The organism is Myxococcus hansupus (assembly GCF_000280925.3).
In the GTDB taxonomy this organism is placed as follows: domain Bacteria; phylum Myxococcota; class Myxococcia; order Myxococcales; family Myxococcaceae; genus Myxococcus; species Myxococcus hansupus.
The window spans coordinates 8,139,837-8,156,223 of the sequence record NZ_CP012109.1 but is presented as its reverse complement, the minus strand read 5'-3'; the positions used below and the strand labels follow the sequence as shown (position 1 = coordinate 8,156,223).

At 66.5% G+C, this 16,387-nt stretch carries 15 protein-coding genes and 2 tRNA genes; 10 read left to right on the top strand and 7 right to left on the bottom strand.

Features of this window, described 5'->3' with window-relative positions; translation table 11 throughout:
* Positions 1-223 precede the first annotated feature (223 nt).
* On the bottom strand, positions 224-460 hold the full coding sequence (locus A176_RS32070) for a helix-turn-helix domain-containing protein (protein WP_002636263.1): 237 nt from the start codon (positions 458-460) through the stop codon (positions 224-226).
* A gap of 474 nt (positions 461-934) precedes the next feature.
* Here A176_RS32070 and A176_RS32065 point away from each other — a divergent pair, with 474 nt between their 5' ends.
* The 8 genes from A176_RS32065 to A176_RS32035 all read left to right on the top strand — a co-directional run bounded on the left by A176_RS32065 (position 935) and on the right by A176_RS32035 (position 9,614).
* The gene (locus A176_RS32065) at positions 935-1,858 is read left to right on the top strand and encodes a DUF2381 family protein (RefSeq protein WP_021781343.1); all 924 of its coding nucleotides are present in this window, start codon (positions 935-937) and stop codon (positions 1,856-1,858) included.
* Positions 1,859-1,869: 11 nt separating this feature from the next.
* Positions 1,870-3,705 carry a serine/threonine protein kinase gene (locus A176_RS32060; RefSeq protein ID WP_021781344.1) on the top strand — a complete coding sequence of 612 codons (1,836 nt, stop codon included), beginning with the start codon at positions 1,870-1,872 and terminating at the stop codon, positions 3,703-3,705.
* A 178-nt stretch (positions 3,706-3,883) separates the two neighbouring features.
* Positions 3,884-5,179 carry a serine/threonine protein kinase gene (locus A176_RS32055; RefSeq protein WP_021781345.1) on the top strand — a complete coding sequence of 432 codons (1,296 nt, stop codon included), beginning with the start codon at positions 3,884-3,886 and terminating at the stop codon, positions 5,177-5,179.
* 120 nt (positions 5,180-5,299) lie between these two features.
* The gene (locus A176_RS32050; protein WP_002636260.1) at positions 5,300-6,649 is read left to right on the top strand and encodes a hypothetical protein; all 1,350 of its coding nucleotides are present in this window, start codon (positions 5,300-5,302) and stop codon (positions 6,647-6,649) included.
* 262 nt (positions 6,650-6,911) lie between these two features.
* Positions 6,912-8,165: a DUF2380 domain-containing protein gene (locus tag A176_RS32045; RefSeq protein WP_338042794.1), complete on the top strand. Its 1,254-nt coding sequence runs from the start codon at positions 6,912-6,914 to the stop codon at positions 8,163-8,165.
* Positions 8,162-8,632 carry an NUDIX hydrolase gene (locus A176_RS38395; protein WP_082282871.1) on the top strand — a complete coding sequence of 157 codons (471 nt, stop codon included), beginning with the start codon at positions 8,162-8,164 and terminating at the stop codon, positions 8,630-8,632. Before A176_RS32045 ends, A176_RS38395 begins: the two co-directional genes overlap by 4 nt.
* Positions 8,633-8,723: 91 nt before the next feature.
* Positions 8,724-9,191, top strand: coding sequence for a hypothetical protein (locus A176_RS32040; protein ID WP_044890323.1), 468 nt, complete (start codon positions 8,724-8,726; stop codon positions 9,189-9,191).
* A gap of 347 nt (positions 9,192-9,538) precedes the next feature.
* A tRNA-Pro gene (locus A176_RS32035) sits at positions 9,539-9,614 on the top strand.
* A gap of 6 nt (positions 9,615-9,620) precedes the next feature.
* Here A176_RS32035 and A176_RS32030 read toward each other — a convergent pair.
* The gene (locus A176_RS32030; RefSeq protein WP_002636258.1) at positions 9,621-10,010 is read right to left on the bottom strand and encodes a VOC family protein; all 390 of its coding nucleotides are present in this window, start codon (positions 10,008-10,010) and stop codon (positions 9,621-9,623) included.
* A gap of 88 nt (positions 10,011-10,098) precedes the next feature.
* Complete coding sequence (locus tag A176_RS32025; RefSeq protein ID WP_002636257.1) at positions 10,099-10,956, bottom strand: AraC family transcriptional regulator; 858 nt, start codon at positions 10,954-10,956, stop codon at positions 10,099-10,101.
* A gap of 24 nt (positions 10,957-10,980) precedes the next feature.
* Here A176_RS32025 and A176_RS40830 point away from each other — a divergent pair, with 24 nt between their 5' ends.
* Both A176_RS40830 and A176_RS32020 read left to right on the top strand, forming a co-directional pair.
* A complete protein-coding gene (locus A176_RS40830; RefSeq protein WP_002636256.1) occupies positions 10,981-11,103 on the top strand; it encodes a hypothetical protein in 123 nt (40 codons plus the stop codon).
* A 299-nt stretch (positions 11,104-11,402) separates the two neighbouring features.
* A tRNA-Arg gene (locus A176_RS32020) sits at positions 11,403-11,475 on the top strand.
* A 380-nt stretch (positions 11,476-11,855) separates the two neighbouring features.
* Here the strand turns inward: A176_RS32020 and A176_RS32015 are convergent.
* The 4 genes from A176_RS32015 to A176_RS32000 all read right to left on the bottom strand — a co-directional run bounded on the left by A176_RS32015 (position 11,856) and on the right by A176_RS32000 (position 16,351).
* Positions 11,856-12,644, bottom strand: coding sequence for a M57 family metalloprotease (locus A176_RS32015; protein ID WP_002636254.1), 789 nt, complete (start codon positions 12,642-12,644; stop codon positions 11,856-11,858).
* Between the two features lie 591 nt (positions 12,645-13,235).
* Positions 13,236-14,288 carry an HBL/NHE enterotoxin family protein gene (locus tag A176_RS32010; protein WP_002636252.1) on the bottom strand — a complete coding sequence of 351 codons (1,053 nt, stop codon included), beginning with the start codon at positions 14,286-14,288 and terminating at the stop codon, positions 13,236-13,238.
* Positions 14,281-15,402 (bottom strand): HBL/NHE enterotoxin family protein, encoded by a 1,122-nt coding sequence (locus A176_RS40930; RefSeq protein ID WP_002636251.1) that lies wholly within the window; start codon positions 15,400-15,402, stop codon positions 14,281-14,283. The genes A176_RS32010 and A176_RS40930 overlap by 8 nt, the downstream gene beginning before the upstream one ends.
* Positions 15,403-15,427: 25 nt before the next feature.
* Positions 15,428-16,351: an HBL/NHE enterotoxin family protein gene (locus A176_RS32000; protein WP_002636250.1), complete on the bottom strand. Its 924-nt coding sequence runs from the start codon at positions 16,349-16,351 to the stop codon at positions 15,428-15,430.
* Between the last annotated feature and the right edge of the window lie 36 nt (positions 16,352-16,387).

The window sequence follows — 16,387 nt, the reverse complement described above, 5'->3', positions numbered from 1 at the left end:
ACGGCGCGGTGTTGCTCGGGGAGTGGAGCCACTTCGCGGGGGTGTGACGGACGCTCGGACGCTGGGTGTTCCGTCACAGCTCCGTCATGGCCTTTTTCACTCTGTAGGTGACGGAGTGACGGAGACCTCTCATTCCTAAGAGAAGAAAGAAGAAGAGGGAGTGGAAACCATCGTCCGTCAGTCACAGCGTCATGGCCTCGGGGGGGTTGGGGACAGCGCGTGCTCATTCGCCCTTCCCGACAAGGCTGTAGGCCCGAGGCACCGCGCCGCGAACGCCGGGCTGGTACTTGGAGAACTCGCGCACCACGCCAGCCGCGACGAGCACCGCGAGACTGCGCCGGATGGCCTGCTCTCCCGCTCCAAGCGCGCCGCACAGCTCCTTCACGGTGCGCCCCTGGGGACCCGCGTCTGTGAGTGCTGCGACGATGCGGGGGCGGTACTGCTCAACCTGTTCAATCACGCGTTGGACTCCTCTAGCGATGTCATGCCCCCGGTAAATGCGTGCGGTTTTTGCGGGTGGCCTACGCGACCATTTCCGGGCCATTTCTCGGCCACGACTGACTGGGGGTGGCCCCAGCTAAATGCGTGTGGATTCCGTGGGTGGCTCGGGCGACCTGCGGCAGGCCCCCCGGCTCGGATTTCCGATGAGTGGCCACTCAGGGCCGTGCTCGGCGGTCCCCCACGCTGAGAAAACTCCACGGAAAATCGCCGGGCCCCAGGAGTGATTTGTTCAGCGTGATGCCGTGGTTCCGGAACTTCCTGAACACATGCCGCGTGAGGCTGAGCGCTTCGAGTGGCGGGGAGTTTTGAGGGGCGCGGGGCATAGGTTTAGAGAAAAACCGCCGCCTCCTTCGTGCCAGGACAAACGGAGAAGGGCTGGAAGCCGCGCGCATCCTGGTACGGTCCTGCCATGCCCCATGGAGGTCGCCCGCGCGTGTTCTCGTCACTGGCCCGGCTTGTCCTGCCCCTCGTGTTCCTGGTGGGCCTAACGGCTGCGGCACAGCCCCAGGAGCCCCTCCGCGCGCGGGAGCTGAAGCGGCGGCGGGTGGCGCTCTCGGTGGCAACCGCAGACAAGCCTGTGGCGCTTCACGTCGCTCCGGACTACCTCACCGCGTTGGAGTTCGACTCCCCTGTGGCCCGCGACGCGGTGGTGCTCGGGGACGGTGGAAGTCGGTTCGCGCTGTTCGAGGTCACGACTCGGGCCATCTTCCTCAAGCCTGCGATGGGGCTGGGGCCTGGACGAAGCGTGGAGCTGATCGTCCCGTTCGCGGATGGCGCGGCCCCATCCCGCGTCGTGTTCTCGCTGGTCACGCACCCTGCCGAGGTGGACGTGCAAGTGATGGTGTCGCGCCTGCCGCGTACGGCAGATGCGATTCAGGCCGAGTTGGACGACGTGCGCGCCGCTTGTGCGGCCAATGCTGCCGAGTTGGAAGTGCTCCGGGCCCGCAGCGCTGCGAGCGGCCCGGTTGGGATGATCTTCGCGGGTCTGCTCGATAGAGGTGGTTTACAGAGTGGAAGAGTCGAACCAGGAATCGGCCAGAAAGGGGAAGGCGGGCTTGAGTTCAGGGAAGGGTGGACGCATCGAACAAGCTCCTGGGCAACACTCGCTCTTCGGGTACACAACACAGGCGCGGAGCCTTGGACGCCTGTAGAGGCACGGCTCACCGTGGCTGCGAACGGTGAACGCATCAACGTGCTCGCGGTGCGCATGAAGGAACCCCGGATTGAACCGGGTGGCACCGCCCTCGTGGTGGTGGAGACAGGAGCGCCCACTTGGCCAGAAGGCGCGGCTCTCCGGTTAGAACTGCGCGACGGTGGGGGCACTCGGCGCCTTCTCATTCCGCGCTTTGCGTTCTAGAACCGCCTTCCATGTTGATCGGGTTGAGTCCGGCGCACCTGCAACCTGGGCAGACGGTGGACGGATGGCACGTCGTGAAGCCGCTGGGCGCGGGGAGTTTCGGCGCCGTCTACCTCGTGGAGAAGGAGGGCCACCACTTCGCGATGAAGATGGCCATGCACCGGGCCAGCAGTGGGGACGCGGAGCAGGCCGACGCGCGTCTACTGCGGGAGATGGTGTGCTTGTCCCAGGTGAGCGGGCACGCCAACGTCGTGGAGGTTCACGCCCACGGACGCTGGCAGCACCCAACCCAGGGGTGGCTCTACATCATCCTGGACTACGTGGAGGGCTACACGCTGGGGGAGTGGGTGGAGAAGACGCACCCCACGGCGCATGAAGTGGCCCGGGTGTTTGGCAAGCTCTCGGGCGCTCTTTCCCACCTGCATTCGCGCGGCGTCTTCCATCGTGACTTGAAGCTGGGAAACATCCTTGTGCGCGCCTCGGATGGGGAGCCCTTCATCCTGGACTTCAGCGTGGGGGATTACACGCTCGCGCCGGAGCTGACAGACACGCCCTTGCCACCCGGTACCCGGCGCTACCGCTCCCCCGAGGCGACACGATTCCTTCGCGAGCGCGGAGACGAGCACGACGCGCGTTACGAGTTCAAGGCGACTGACGACGTATACGCGCTGGGAGTCTGCCTCTATGACGTGCTGACCAATCCTCAGCCTTTGAGCGAAACGCCCCGCGTCCTGGTGGGGGCCCAGTGGCCTCCCCCCGCGCCGCACGCACTGAATCCGCGCGTGCCCGTGTCCTTGAGCGCTGCGGCCATGCACTTCATCGAGCGTCACCCCGAGAAGCGCGCCCCTTCCGCCGAAGTCATGCGGCGCGAGTTGGACGCGCTGCTACACGAAGAAGGCGAGGTGTGGACGGCGACGTTGCATGTCCCCACGCCCCGCCTTCCACTGGCCCTGGACGTGGCGCATAACGACGCGCCCCAGGACGAAGCGCAGACCTCCACGCCGAAGCGTGCCCCTGGGCGACGCGTGGCGGGCACTGTGGCCTTCCTGGCGCTCGTTGTGGCCTCGCTGGCGGGCTACGTGGCCCTGCGTCCTGCCTCGAAAGCGGAGATGCCTAGCGCGCCCATTACGGCCCTTCCGGTGGGGGACGCTGGTCTTACCTCCTCTTCCCCGCCTCCTACCGTGCCCCCTCCCCCCCTGGCGTCGTCCCCTGGGGTAGCTTTGCCCCCTACCGTACCTGTCGAGAAAGAAAGCCCTCCCGTGAAGCGCGCTCCCGTTCCGATGTCCCCTCCCGCAGAGTCCACCGCCAGGAAGCCGAAGGCCCTGGCCTCCCGTCTGAGCTGGCCCCCCTCGCCGTGGGCAGGGTTCATCAAGACGTGCGCGGGTGCGACTGCTGCCGCCGCGCTCTCCCTCGGTTGTCCGGGGGCGCAGGTACGTCCCGAGCCCGGTGACTGCCCTTCCGAGGCACGCGAGGTCATGTTCAGTCGGCAGATAAAGGGCGGGCTGCGTTTGAGATCGGGAGATTCAGTGATTCTTACTCTCGACAGACGGCAACCCGGCATGATGTCGGAGCCGGGCTTCTATGAAGACGGGCCTGTAACTGGGGTGGTGGATGTTAGTGACGTGCGCGGGCTCCCAGAGGGGACTTTGCTCTCGGGCTACCTCTGGACAAGTGGAGATGTGGCCGTAGGGCGCTATACGGAGGCGCACCTGCCGGGTGGACGGACTGTTCCGGTGTGCATTGTCCTGGGTAGCAAGGGGTACATGGAGAAGGGGCCCGATTCCAAACCAGGGGTGGCGCACCTCAATCGGTCGTTTCCTGCCTACTTCGTCGAGCGCTGGCCCTAGTTTCCCTCTGAGGACGTAAAGAAGTTTTGCAAATTTGGCCTATCTTTGTTCACTCAGAGTGAAGCGCAATTCGATCTTTTTAGACCTGACACGTCGTTCAACTCGGAATGGGCTGGCTGTACCTTGAGTCTGCCTTTGCGCGAATCCCTCTCGCGCGGGCACTCGGAGCTTCCTGCCCATGTCCAATCCGTCTGACTCTCGGCCTGCCGGGAGCGCTGTCCTATTCACCAATGGCGACACCTCCTACGAGTTCTTCCGGGACTTGGGGGAGGGGCGCGTGGGTGAGCGAATCCTCCTCGCGCGGACCCGCACGCCCAAGGGCCTCGGTGACTGCGTGGTGCTCAAGTGCTTGCCGGTGCCGAAGGCCACGGACGTGACGGAGAAGTACCTTCGCGCCCGCGCTCGACTGGAAGAAGAGGTGCGGTTGGCGCAGTACCTTCGTCACCCGCGCATCGCCCGCGTCCATGGCCTCCATGAAATCCCGCAGGGCCTGTGCGTGGCGATGGAGCATGTGGAGGGGCTGTCCCTCAACACGTTGCTGGCCGTCGCCCAGGCACGCGGGCGCTACTTCTCCGAGGCGTTCATCCTCTACGTGGGCGCGGAAGTCGCTGCGGCGCTGGCCTATGCGCACGAGCGCACGGACGACGCGGGCTTTCCTCTTGGCATCGTCAACCGGGACGTGAATCCCGCTCGAATTCGCGTGGGGCCCCATGGTGAGGTGCGGCTGACGGATTTCGGTGTGGCCCTCTCTCGCCTCTCTGGGCGGCTGGCCACGTCCCTGCCGCGCCCTCAAGGTGAAGTCCTCTACTCGGCACCGGAGATGTTGCTGGGCGAGGTGGTGGACGCGCGAGCCGACGTGTTCTCCCTGGGGCTGACGCTGTTGGAGTTCGCCACGGGCCGTCACCTCTACGACCCGGGCCATGTCCGCATCGAAGAGGTGGAATCGCGGATGTCGAAGCCGGAGCGGGAACGGGCGTTCTCTGCCTCCATCGCGTCCGTGGTGACGGAGCTGCCCGAGTTCGCGGAAGACGCCATCTGGTGTGCCATGGCCTTCCGATCCGACGACGTCGAGCAGGCCGCGCGCGGGCTCTCCATCCCCCTTCGGGACATCCTCCACACGATGCTGCGTAGAAGCCCCGCTGAACGCTTCGGGACGGCTGCCGAGCTGGAAGTCATCCTGCGTGCCCAGTTGGCGCGGCTGGGGCCCTACGCGCGCGAGGATGCCTTGGGGGAGGTTCAGCGGGCACTCGCGGACGCCAGTGAAGGGCTCTGGGACTTCGAGGTGCCCAGCGATGAGGGTGGAATCACGCCCCCTGTCACCACGGAGCGGGGTGGCTACGAGCCTACGACGGAAGCGCCGTCACCCCGAGGGAGCGCACGGCACGCGTCGGCGGGCGCTCTCCACCCGGACGACGTGCCAACGGAGCCCGGCGCAGGCCCGCGTCGCGCGTTGACGAAGCAGCCGACCGTTTAGCGGCGGCCCTCAAACCCTCTCACCACTGCTGATTCACCACCGGCTCGGCGCAAGTCGAGGAGCCGACCGGGAGACGTGTGTTTCTCGTGCCTCATTCCGGGGCACGCTCAGGAGGCGTGTATGCACAGGATGCGAAGATGTCTGGCCGCGCTGCTGCTGTTGCTGTTACCGATGAAGGGATGGGCCTCGGAGCCTCCTGCTCCGGAGGAAGAAGCCTCCACCGCCCCGTCTGCACCTCCCGCGCGCAAGTGGCACTACCTGACGCGCCTGGAGGCGACGACGTTCGCGCTGCTCCCTCGCGCGGGCGCTGGGAGTGATGACGGCTTCGTCCAGGTGGAGCCCACTTTCATCATCGATGGTGGCCCCGAGTTCGGCGTCAACGTGGGTGCTCCCGTGCGCTTTCGGATGTGGGGCGGTGGTGAGGGCGCGGGGATTGTGCGGCGAGAGGACTGGGACTCACTCTCGGACTGGGGGCAGCTCGTCCGTGGCCTCAAGTTCGGCTCGGACAACGCGCCCGTGGGCATCTGGTTTGGCCCCCTGGAGGAACACCGGCTCCTCTCCGGGCATCTCGTCCGCCGCTACTCCAACCGCACGAATCCTGACTACCACCCGGCTGGAGGCATCTTCACCGCCGAGGTTGGCCCCCTCTACACGGAAGCCTTCGCCTCGGACGTGCTGGGCGCGCGACTGATGGGCGCGGAGGTGGCCCTGGACATGGAGCACATCCTCTTTGGCCACCCGAAGCAGCGGGGCCGTTACACGCTCGCGGTGTCCGCCGTGCATGACTGGGGACGGGCAGGAGGACGCGCAGCCTCGGTGACGCTGGCGCACCTGGACGCAACGGCGGGGGTGTTGTTGCGGCCCGACTACGAGGTCCACGTGGTGGCGGGCTGGGGCGGGCGTCCTGGCGAGGGCGGCGCATGGGGGGCTGTCGCGGGCGCGGGGCTGGACACGCAGACGGAGACGCTCCGCCTGAGGTTGCGGCTGGAGGCGCGGAGCCAGCAAGGCGGTTTCCGGCAAGGCTTCTTCGGAGCGGATTACGAGCTGGCGCGCTTTCAGGCTGCGGGCACGGCGGGGGTACCACTCGCGGATGCTGGCTTCCCGGACGGCTACTCCGCATTCGGAGAGGCCGAAGTGGGCTGGGACGCCGTCAGCTACGGGGGCCTCAACAAGCACCTGAAGCTGTCGCTGGGCGCGGAGGCGTTCTCCTGGGGGCGCTTCGACGTGGACGGGCGCGTGGCGGTGCAGCTCTTCGAGCGCAGCCTGGAAGTGGCGCTGAAGGGCCTGGGCGTGGGCATGGGGCAGCCCGGGGCGCGCTACCTGGGGGCGGCGGAAGTGCGCTGGAGGTTCCTCGGCGGGAAGCTCTACGCGATGGGGACGGGCGGCACGCTGCTCTTCCCCACTGCGGAAGGAACGCTGCGTCCGGGGGCCTTCGCGTCGGTGGGGCTGGGGGTGGACAATGCGCGCTAACGCCCTGCTGTGGGTGGTGCCGGTGTTGGCCACGGGATGCGCTTCGATGGCGCATGCCTCCGGGCTTGGCGGAACGCTGCATGACGTGCCGCGCATGGCCCTGTCCCCCGCGTGGGAGCACGCGCCAAACGATGAGCCTCCACGCGTGTCGGACGCTTCTCCGTTCTCAATCTCCGGGCCCGAAGCCCAGCAACGGTTGTGGCGGAGTCTGAGCCCACGACACGCCGCAACTGGCACCGCGTCCGTAGCTGTCGGAGGTGGAGTGCAGAGCGCCGCAGCGGTGCGTCAGGCAACCCTGGACGCCATTGCTGAGGTGAAGCGCTCTCTGGAGGGCATCGAAACTACGCGCGCTCGACTTGCGTCGCGTCCTTCCTCTCTTGGTAGCCGGGGCTTCGACGGGGTGTTTACGCGCTATATCGACCACGGCTCCAAGCAACTGACGTGGCTCCGAGGAACGCTGGGGAGTGCCACGGCGCTGGCGGGAGTGGCTTCGGAGGTGGGGGATTCAGGAATGGAACTGGGCATCCTCCAGATGACAGGGCCCCGGCTCCAGGCTGCGATGTTCGGAACCCTGCTGCTGGCCACGTGGGTGGACTTCCTGCAACTCGCTGATGCCTTGCTCCGCGACTGCCCGATGTGCGGCTCCGAGAAGCTGTTCGCGGACCTGCATCGAGTTCAAAGCAAGGTGACTCCGACGCTGGCGGACCTCTCATCGGGGGACTCGGAGCGGGTAGAGACGGCGGCGACCGCGATGCCCGTGCTGATGGGGGAGCTGACTTACGAGTTCGACACGATTCGTCGGGAGGCGCGCTCGGCCATGGAGGTGGGCGGCAAAGTCGTGGTGGCAGCGCAGGTGATGGAGCTGCTCGCCCTGATTTCCACGCTGAACATGTCACTCCCTCGGCCACCCCCAGCCGCCTCCACGACGCTCGGCGTGGGGCTCGTCATGAGTTCAGGGGGCGTCATGGCGGGCTCGCGGCTCGTCGTCTCGGCTGAGTGGGTGGAGATAATGCGCAGGCTGGTGCAGGCGGGCGTCATCTCCCTCCCAGCAGTCAGCGCGGCGGTTCGCATCCACGGTGGGCAGGTGATGATGGCCCAGGCGCACCAAGACTTGCCCGAGGGCGTGCGCGAGGCGCTGGGGGACAGTCCCGAGGTGCGCGGTATGCGGGTGACGGGTAGAGCAGGTGCGGGCATGTCCAGCGCACCGAAGCATCACGTCCTACCGAAAGAGCACCGGGAGTGGTTCGAGCGGCGCGGCTTCAAGGGTGACATGGACATTGACCGGTTCTGCGTGAGGCTGGAGCAGTCTCACCACGAGGCGATTCACGGCGGGGGGAATTGGAAGTTGGGGCGCATGTGGCCCGGCGAGTGGAATCGGATGATCATGAAGCTGCTTCGAGATGCCGAGGCCGAGTCGGGTCGGACGTTGACGCAAAGAGAGGTCCTGAAGGTCGTCGCGAAGAATATGAAGGACTATAAGGTCCCGATGAACTTCACCGCGTGGAGAGGTCCATGACCGCTGGACATCCCTGGGAGGGAAACTGGAAGGCTCGTCTCCATGAACGGGTCCGCGAGCAAGGTCATGATTCCCTCACCGCCTTTGCCGATGCACACCCGGCTGTGCCGCTGCATGAACTTGCCGACCAACTTGGTGTGCATGATGTGGCAGCGGTGCAGCTACTGAGCGGACTGCTTGCCGAGGCAGAGCAGAGTGGGCGAGTCACCCGCTTTGTTCGCGATGTGTTCGTTCGAGAGTTGGCCGATGGCTTACCTGACGGCTGGCCAGCCGTCGTAGACGACGCGAACCGCTTCGACATCGCCCACGTGCTGGCGCGCTGGACCAACTACACACCGGACTCTCACAAAGATGCGGTCCAGCGTGCTCGGGGAGTGCTTCGTGAGTCTCCTCCTCCTCCTGGGTGGCGCCCGCGCGGCCCTGACGATGCGCTGCTCCGAACACTCCTTCCTGACGACGAAGCCTGAACGGCCATGGTGCCCCGCCGGTTAGCGAGGTGGGGCGCCACGCTGTAGCGCCGCCACGAGTCAATCTGGACGTCATGCCGAGGAGAAGGCGATGAGCAGCGGAACCGCTTGGCAGGGCAACATCAAGGCGCGCTTGTACGAACGGGTCCGCGAGCGAGGGTACGACTCACTGTCCGCCTTTGCTGAAGCGCGCCCTGCCGTTCCGCTGTACGTCCTGGCCGACGAGTTGGGCAACGACGTTGCTGCGGTGCAGGTGTTGAGCGGCTTGCTGTACGAGGCGGAACAGCACAAGCGGGTCACGCGCTTGGTTCGTGATGTGCTCGTGCGCGAGTTGTCCGAGAGATTCCCGAGCGGCTGGCCGGACGTGCGGGACGATGCAGCCCATGGAGAGGTTGCGATGGGGCTTGGGTCGTGGTTCGCCTACACCCCAGTAACCCACAGGGAGCGGGTTGACCGGGCAGGGAATGCGCTTCTCTCCAATCCCCCGCCCACCGGCTGGCGTCCGCTCGGTCCCGATGACGAGTTGCTTCTGACGCTCCTCCCCAACGAAGAAGCGTGACCAACAGTGGTGGCCTCGCAAGCTGGTGAGGGGGGCGCTGAATACCCGTCAGGCGCGCGCGCTACGGCCACACTCGTTGCCCCCATCCGTAGGAACAAGAGGGGCCGAGCCATCGCAACTCGGCCCCTCTCTACGAGGGCTGAATCCCGTCTCTGTCAGGCCCCGCCATGTTGCACGTGTGTCGCATGAACCTGCGGAACGCGCTGGAACAGGGCGGGACGACAGGGAGCGCGGCGGGATGGCGAATCCGAAGCAATCCGGGAGGTTGAGAGGTAAGGGCGCGATCCTGCTGGGGTTTCGCTCCTCCCGGTTGCGGGTTCGAATCTCGCCTGCGGCATGGTTGTCATCGGGACGTAGCTCAGCTTGGACAAGAGCGCGCGCTTGGGGTGCGCGAGGCCGCTGGTTCGAATCCAGTCGTCCCGACTCCGCTTATCCGCCCATCGGTGTACAGAGCTCCACGAGGACGCCGTTGAGGTCTCGCACGTAGGCCACCGTCTGACCCCAGGGCTTCTGCTTGGGCGCTTGCGTGGCCTCGGCGCCGGCTTCCACCGCATGCGCATAGGCGCCGGTCACGTCCTCCGTGACGAGCGCGACCTCCACGGCGGAGGCTTCTTCCTTCGGTCGGAGATGGCGCACGGTGAAGCCGTGGTCCTTCGCGGCACCTTCCTCGACGAAGGCGAGCGCGGTGGTGCCCGTCTCCATCTCCGCGTAGGTGCCCGTCTCGTGCACGAAGCGGCGCTTCAGGCCAAAGGCCTTCTCGTAGAAGGCGACGGTCGCGGTGACGTCCTGCACGTAGAAGATGATGTAGCCGAGTTTCATGAGGCGCTCCTGTCGGTCAGTGGATGACCTGTACGGGCGCTTCGTCACACGGAGGGCGCGCGGTTGTCTTGAAGAAATCGGACAGCGCTCATCCCACGAGTGTGCTCGGGGACACGCCGGCGAGTTCTCGTACGTCTCGTGACAGATGGGCCTGGTCGGCGTAGCCGCATTCGAGCGCGACGTCGCACAGGGCCGCGCCCCCGTTGGCGCGCAGCAGGGACACCGCCCGTTGGAAGCGCAGGACGCGGGCGAGCAGCTTCGGCGCGATGCCGGCCTCGTCCAGGATGTCCCGGTGCAGGGTGCGCTCGCTCACGCCCAGCGAGTGGGCCAGCGCCGTCATTCGCACCTGTCCTTCGCAGGACTGGAGGTGCGCCAGCGCGTGGACGGCGCGGGGCTTCGCGACGTCCCGGAACGAAGTCCAGCGCTGGGTGATGGTGTCCTGGAGCAGGGTCATGGCGTGGGCGGGGGTGGCGCAGTCCTCCATCCGCCGCTGGAGCTGCGCGAGGGCGGGCGCGCAGTCCTGCACGGTGACGTTGAGGCCGCAGAGCTCACGCGGGCTGACACCGAGCAGGGCCTGCGCCCAGCCCGGACGGAGCCTGACGCCCAGGCTCACCGCCCCGGGCTCGAGGTCGACGAGGACGAAGCGCTTCATGGGCCCGACGATGCCCAGCCGTGAGCTGGCCAGCCATGCCGGACCGGGGGCGTGGTGGAAGTCGAAGATGAGGTCGGTGCAGCCATCAGGCAGGACCCGGTGTTGCCGGCGCAGGGGCGCGCCCTGTTGAGGGTGGCGGGGCACCCAGAACTGCCAGAACGCGTCCACCGCGTCCGCCATGGCGGCGGGCGGCGCCCACTGGGTGTAACCCTGCTGCTGTTCGTCCTCCGCCATGGTGTCCCCGCCGTTGATGCGTACGCGGCCTGTCAGGCTCCAAGCGGCCAACGCGTCCATTTCCCATTGAAAGGAGCGGTGGCCATGAAGACGGCGAACCTGACGAGCCCGATGAATCCCGACACCCTGAACGATACTGTCATCGGCATCGATGTGCTCGCGCGCGCTGGCCGTGCCACCGCTCTTGATTTCGAGCGTGGAGACTGACCTCTGACCCACCACACCCCGTCGAAGGACGGGGAATGGCAGGCCAGAGGCCGGGCTCTCCGAGGAGACCCGGCCTCTTCCTTTTCCGGGTCAACCCCACTGCTCCGGGATGCGATTGGAATCGCAGCTCGGCCGTCTACCGAGTGAACAGGGTTCGATTCCCTGTCGGAGCGCTCTTCCCCGAGGTGATGACCATGAACCCGCTCCCCATCCCGCCCGAGCCGGACGACCTGTTCGACGGCATCGCTTCCTTCTGAAACCGCGCCCCGTGAAAGGGGCGCGCTCGCAGTCGCAGTTCCGGTCTTGTAGCTCAGGGGATAGAGCACTCGGTTGCGGACCGAGAGGTCGCAGGTTCGATTCCTGCCAGGACCATTTCATGATTGTCCACGGACCCGGTTACTCCCGCCCCGTGGTCGGCGCCCCCGGATGGGATGGCGCCCTCGCTTGCATCTCCCTTGTCGCCACCGGTGCCGGTCGTGGTCCGCGCGGTGATGTTCGCGGCACAGCCGCTGACAGGGCCGCGCGCGAAGGTGATGCGGAGGCCACGCCCATGGTCGTTGGTGATGGCCAGGATGCTTTCAACGGCTGAGCGACGGATGGATGCGGCGAAAGCCTCTTCACCCTGACGCGCGGGTCGTCCAGACAGAGGGCGGGGCCAAGGCGGGCACGGGAACGGTCAGTGCGGTGTCTCCGACCGTCCCGTGTCCTGGCAATCCCGTGGGGTGGTTACGGGTGGCCGGTGAAGCTTTCGGCTACCAGCCGTAGAGGTACGTCAGCGCGGCGGTGTCGCCGCTGGTGAAATTGCCAGAATCCTCGAGGCTGGGGCAGGAGTTCATGACCGACCCGCCCGGGGTGGCGGCGGTCGGCGTCCCTGGGATGTGAACGGCGCCCACGTTCTCCGGGTCCGGCTCGGGGTCGGGGTAGGGGCGGCCGCAACTGATGCTGGTGTTGTAGTAATCCGAGTGGCGCAGGCCGAGGGCGTGGCCCAGTTCGTGGGTAATGATCTGCTCGCTGACATTGAGAGGGTAGGCGTTCACCCCGATGTTGATGTCGACGATCCAACCCGGAAGGCCATTGGAAGGGAACGCCGCGATGCTTTGGCCACCTGGGAGGGTGTTGGTCTTCGCGATGATGTTCGCGGTGCAGCCGGTCGTCGGCCCTCGCGCGAAGGTGATTCGGAGCCCCAGCGCATTGTAGTTGGCGATGGCCAGGTCGAGCCCCTGGCTCATCAGGGGGTAGCCGTCGAACCAGACGGTGGGGTTGACGCAGATCTTCGTCACGCTCGGACCGACGATGTTGAACGAGCGGTACTGCTCGAGGCCCCCCTCGGGAACCAGGATCATCTCACGGGAGGCCGCGAGCGACACCAAGCCATCGCCTCCGACGAGCACGGCATCGTCAGCGATCTGGATGTCATTGGCCGGAAACCCAGCCTCGATGAGATTGGAGACGATCTCCTCTTGCTCGGTCTGCGCGTCGGAACCGCAGCCGACCAGCAATGCGCTACACGTTACGGTGAGGACTGCCATCTGCTTGAACATGAGGACTCGTACCTCTGACTGCGGGGAATGCGCTGCCCGCTGGGAACGCCAAGCGAGACATCGCGACGACCCGCGGAGCATTCCCCCGGTCCTCCACCAATAGGCCATGGAAATCTGCTCATTCGAGATGGTTCTGTCTTTCTCGCAATGCGAGATTATGGGTTTCCGTCACGGCGCGCCGGGTTCGAGGTCGCGGGTCGCGGCGGCGGAAAGACTGGCGAGTCGCGTGCGCCCTTGTCGACGTAGCCATCGTCGTCACAGTTCTTCATCGGGACATCGGGCGTGAGCGCCAGCAGTCACCACGCAGGGCGACCTGGGAGCGTCGGGGACAGCGGCCGCCGGTGCGTCACTCGGTGAAGATGACGAACCTGAAGCGCCCGACGAAGCCCGCCTCCTGGAGGGTCTGGTCGGGGGCGTCGAGGCGCTCTGAGCCAAGAGCCCCGTCGAAGGACGGGGCATGGCGGGTCGGAGGCCGGGGCTCCTCACGGAGACCCGGCCTCTTCTTTTTCATGTGAACCTGGAGCGCTCACCTGTCGGAGTGCTTTTCCGAGGCGACGTTCATCAATCCCGACATCCCCGTGTGGGATGTCTTCACGCCGCCGCGGCGTCTTGCGGCGGCAACACCGTCACCGGGAAGAGCCCGATGGTCTGCCAGCTCTTGCAGCCATCCAGGAGCGCTTCCCAAGCCGCCTGGCAGTCCGACAGTTGGGGCGCCAGCGGCTCCGTCGCGGTTCCCGACTGCAGCGCCGCCGCGAGCGACTCGAAACCCTGCTGGAGTGCCAGCCACGCCTGCCCCAGCGCCAGGGCCGCCTGCTGCGTCCGCGTCGCGTTGGTGGAGAAGAGCGCGGCCTCGGACGCGGCGTTCTGCGCGACCGCCGCCTCGACGAGCAGCGGGCTGATCTGCGCGTAGAGGCTCGCCAGCGTCTTGAGCTGACGCTGGATGTCGTTCTGCGCCTCGATGACCGCCGAGTTCTCGTTCGCCACATCCAGGATGAAGCCGACGAAGGCCTTCACGCCCGCCTTCGCGTCATCCTCGAGGTTGAACTCCTGGATGGCCAGCTTGACCAGGGCCTTGTTCGTGCCGGACATGCCATTGGAAATCACCTGGCAGTCCGCGTCGATGGCCGCGAGCGTGTCGTTGATCTGCTGCTGGAGGTCCGCGATCTCCTGGCTCCCCGCGGCGGCCTGGGCATCCGCGGTCAGCTTCGTGGAGACCTGTGCTGCTCGCGTCGACAGTGCCGAGGCCTGGGCGGCGAGGTCCGCGATGGCGGGCCCCTGCTGCGTGAGGTTCTTGCACAGCAGCTCCAGGCCCTCGATGAAGCGGGCCGTCGCGTCCTGACTGGCGGGGCCTCCACCGTCAATCTGTCGGGCGAGTACGAGGAACTCGGGATACATGGCCAGGAGCTGGTTGCTGAACCCGATGGCGGCGGCATCCACGCGAAAGGCCTGCGGGAGCACGGAGTCGACGCAAAACCGGGACACCGCATGCGCTTCCTGCAGGTCCGTGGCGAGGCTGGGAACCTCGTCCATGCTCACCACGGGCTGCTGGAGGAGCGTCTGGGCGTACATCTGCAATGGCGCCGCGGAGGCCGCGAGGTTGGAGAGCGCGGCAGCCACCTGCTGAGGCGAGAAGGCATCAGCCATTGTCCGTCTCCGTCGTGACCGGCAGGGTCCCGTTGGCCTGGAGCGTCTCGGCCAGGGCGAGCGTCGTCTGCCAGTCCGCGTTGGCGGCGTTGAGCATCGACACCAGCCACGACGAGGCGTCCTCGGTGTCCTGGAGTGCCTTGACGGTCTCATTCAGGTCCGATGCCAGCGAGGTCCAGCTCGAGGACAGCCCCTGCACCGCGGCGGAGGCCTGGGCGCAGGCACTCGAGAGGCTGTTGATGTTGTTCATCGCCGTGGTCATCGCGGTCATGAAGGCCTCGTCCTGATTCAGCTCGGCCGTCGCCTCCATGAGGTCCTTGTTCGCGGACTGCCAGTCGGAGAAGGCCACGGCCCCTCCGGTGGCGGCGGCTCCCGCGAGGGCGAAACCACCCACCACCAGTGCCGCGGAGGTGCCCGCTGACTCGACGAAGCCCGCGATGCCCACCACCACGGCGACGCCGCCCACGACCACGCCGATTCCCGCGCCGGCCATCACCCAGCACGCGGTGTCCATGGCCTTCTGGTCCGCCGTGATGCGGCTCTGGAGCTCCGTCTCCTCCGTGCTTCCGAGGCCATAGGCCTGGTTGACGTAGCCGTAATCCAGGTTGAAGGCCGCCACGTCCGCGTCCAGCATGTCCGTGGAGAACGTCGTGAGGGCGGACGCCGTGGCATTGGCCTGGTCGACGCCTTCGTTGCACTTCTGGATGAGGAGGTTGAGGCCGTCGATGAACTGCTGCTGGTTGTTTCCCTCGTCGATGTGCGTCGCGAGGTACACCAGTTGCCGGTACATCGCGGTCCACTGATTCCCGTAGCCGATGATGCTGGCGAGCAGCGACACCATCTGCGGGTTGAGCGTCTGCAGGTAGTACCGGGCGTGGCTTTGCGCGTTCGCCTGGTCCACCGGCAGTTGCTCCACGACGTTGGAGCTCGTCAGGGAGTCGACCTGCGAGGGCAGGTTGATGGTGGGCGTCTGGAGCACGACGTTCACGTACATCTGCATGATGGACGCCGCGGTCTGCGTCGCCGTCGCGCTGTTCCCCACGTCCGTGCCGCCGATGTCCGGCGGAGTCGAGTCGCCCGAATCGTCACTGGTCGTCGCTGTGTTGGTGCTCATTTTCGTCTCCGGGGTGAAGTGAAGGTCACAGCAGGCCGCGCGCCTGCGTGGCCAGGTTGTCCCAATCCGCCTTCACCGCTTGGAGCAGCGAAGGGGTGAAGATGCCGTAGGTGGTGATGTCTTCACTCGAGAGCAGCTCGGTGAAGTTCGCGTCGAGCGTGTTCCAGCCCGCGTCGAGCGCGCTGACGCCCGCGAAGAGTCCGCTGAGGAAGGTCTGGTATTGGGCCACCTCGGAGCTGGCCTCTCCCGCGCTGCGTGCCTCGGCCGATGCTTCGTAGGCCTCCGAATTGAGCGAGTCCTCCTCGCTGTGCAGTTCGTCGGACTCGCCCGTCAACATGTCGATGAGGTGGAGGAACTCGGCGTAGACAATCTGGCCTTGAAGCACGGCGAGGGCCCGCTTCCCTTCGTACTCCCGCAGCTCCTCGTCCACCTGTGCGGCTTCCTCGGAGGTGACCTGCGCCTCCTGCTGATACTGGCTCTGCATGGATTGGAGCTGGGCCTGGTCGCCATTGAGGATGGCGATGTCCGCGTCGAGCTTCGTCTCGTAATCCACGAGCTGGCTCGCGACGGCGGCCGTCGCCTGGGCGGTGGCGCGTGTGGCGTCCTGGAGTTGTTGGAGCTGGGCCTGGAAGGGCGCAATCGCGGTCGAGTCACCCGCGGCGATGCGCACGGACAGCGGCGAGAGCTGCTCGTAGGCCGCGTCGAACGTGCTGGAGAAGTCGACGACACCCTGCAGGGAGGACAGCACGAGCGGGCGATAGGTCGACGTCCAGAGCGCGGCGTCGGAGCGCGCCTGATTGACGTCGGCGGGGAGGTTGGCGAGTTCGCTTCCATCCGGCACGGCGAGCGCGAGGATGGATGCGACGGCTCCGTCAATCTGCGGGACGGCGGCGTTGGTGGACGTGACTCCCTGGGTCAGGGAGTCCGGTGGGGACAGGGATGCGGTCATGAGGGGTGCCGTGAGGTACGAGCGCGATGGGCTGCG

Coding starts and splice junctions, on each gene's coding strand:
- A176_RS32015 (WP_002636254.1), bottom strand. CDS start 12,644: ATGTTCAAGCAGATGGCAGTCCTCACCGTAACGTGTAGCGCATTGCTG.
- A176_RS32040 (WP_044890323.1), top strand. CDS start 8,724: ATGAGCAGCGGAACCGCTTGGCAGGGCAACATCAAGGCGCGCTTGTAC.
- A176_RS32030 (WP_002636258.1), bottom strand. CDS start 10,010: ATGAAACTCGGCTACATCATCTTCTACGTGCAGGACGTCACCGCGACC.
- A176_RS38395 (WP_082282871.1), top strand. CDS start 8,162: ATGACCGCTGGACATCCCTGGGAGGGAAACTGGAAGGCTCGTCTCCAT.
- A176_RS32010 (WP_002636252.1), bottom strand. CDS start 14,288: ATGGCTGATGCCTTCTCGCCTCAGCAGGTGGCTGCCGCGCTCTCCAAC.
- A176_RS40930 (WP_002636251.1), bottom strand. CDS start 15,402: ATGAGCACCAACACAGCGACGACCAGTGACGATTCGGGCGACTCGACT.
- A176_RS32025 (WP_002636257.1), bottom strand. CDS start 10,956: ATGGACGCGTTGGCCGCTTGGAGCCTGACAGGCCGCGTACGCATCAAC.
- A176_RS40830 (WP_002636256.1), top strand. CDS start 10,981: ATGAAGACGGCGAACCTGACGAGCCCGATGAATCCCGACACCCTGAAC.
- A176_RS32055 (WP_021781345.1), top strand. CDS start 3,884: ATGTCCAATCCGTCTGACTCTCGGCCTGCCGGGAGCGCTGTCCTATTC.
- A176_RS32000 (WP_002636250.1), bottom strand. CDS start 16,351: ATGACCGCATCCCTGTCCCCACCGGACTCCCTGACCCAGGGAGTCACG.
- A176_RS32060 (WP_021781344.1), top strand. CDS start 1,870: ATGTTGATCGGGTTGAGTCCGGCGCACCTGCAACCTGGGCAGACGGTG.
- A176_RS32050 (WP_002636260.1), top strand. CDS start 5,300: ATGCACAGGATGCGAAGATGTCTGGCCGCGCTGCTGCTGTTGCTGTTA.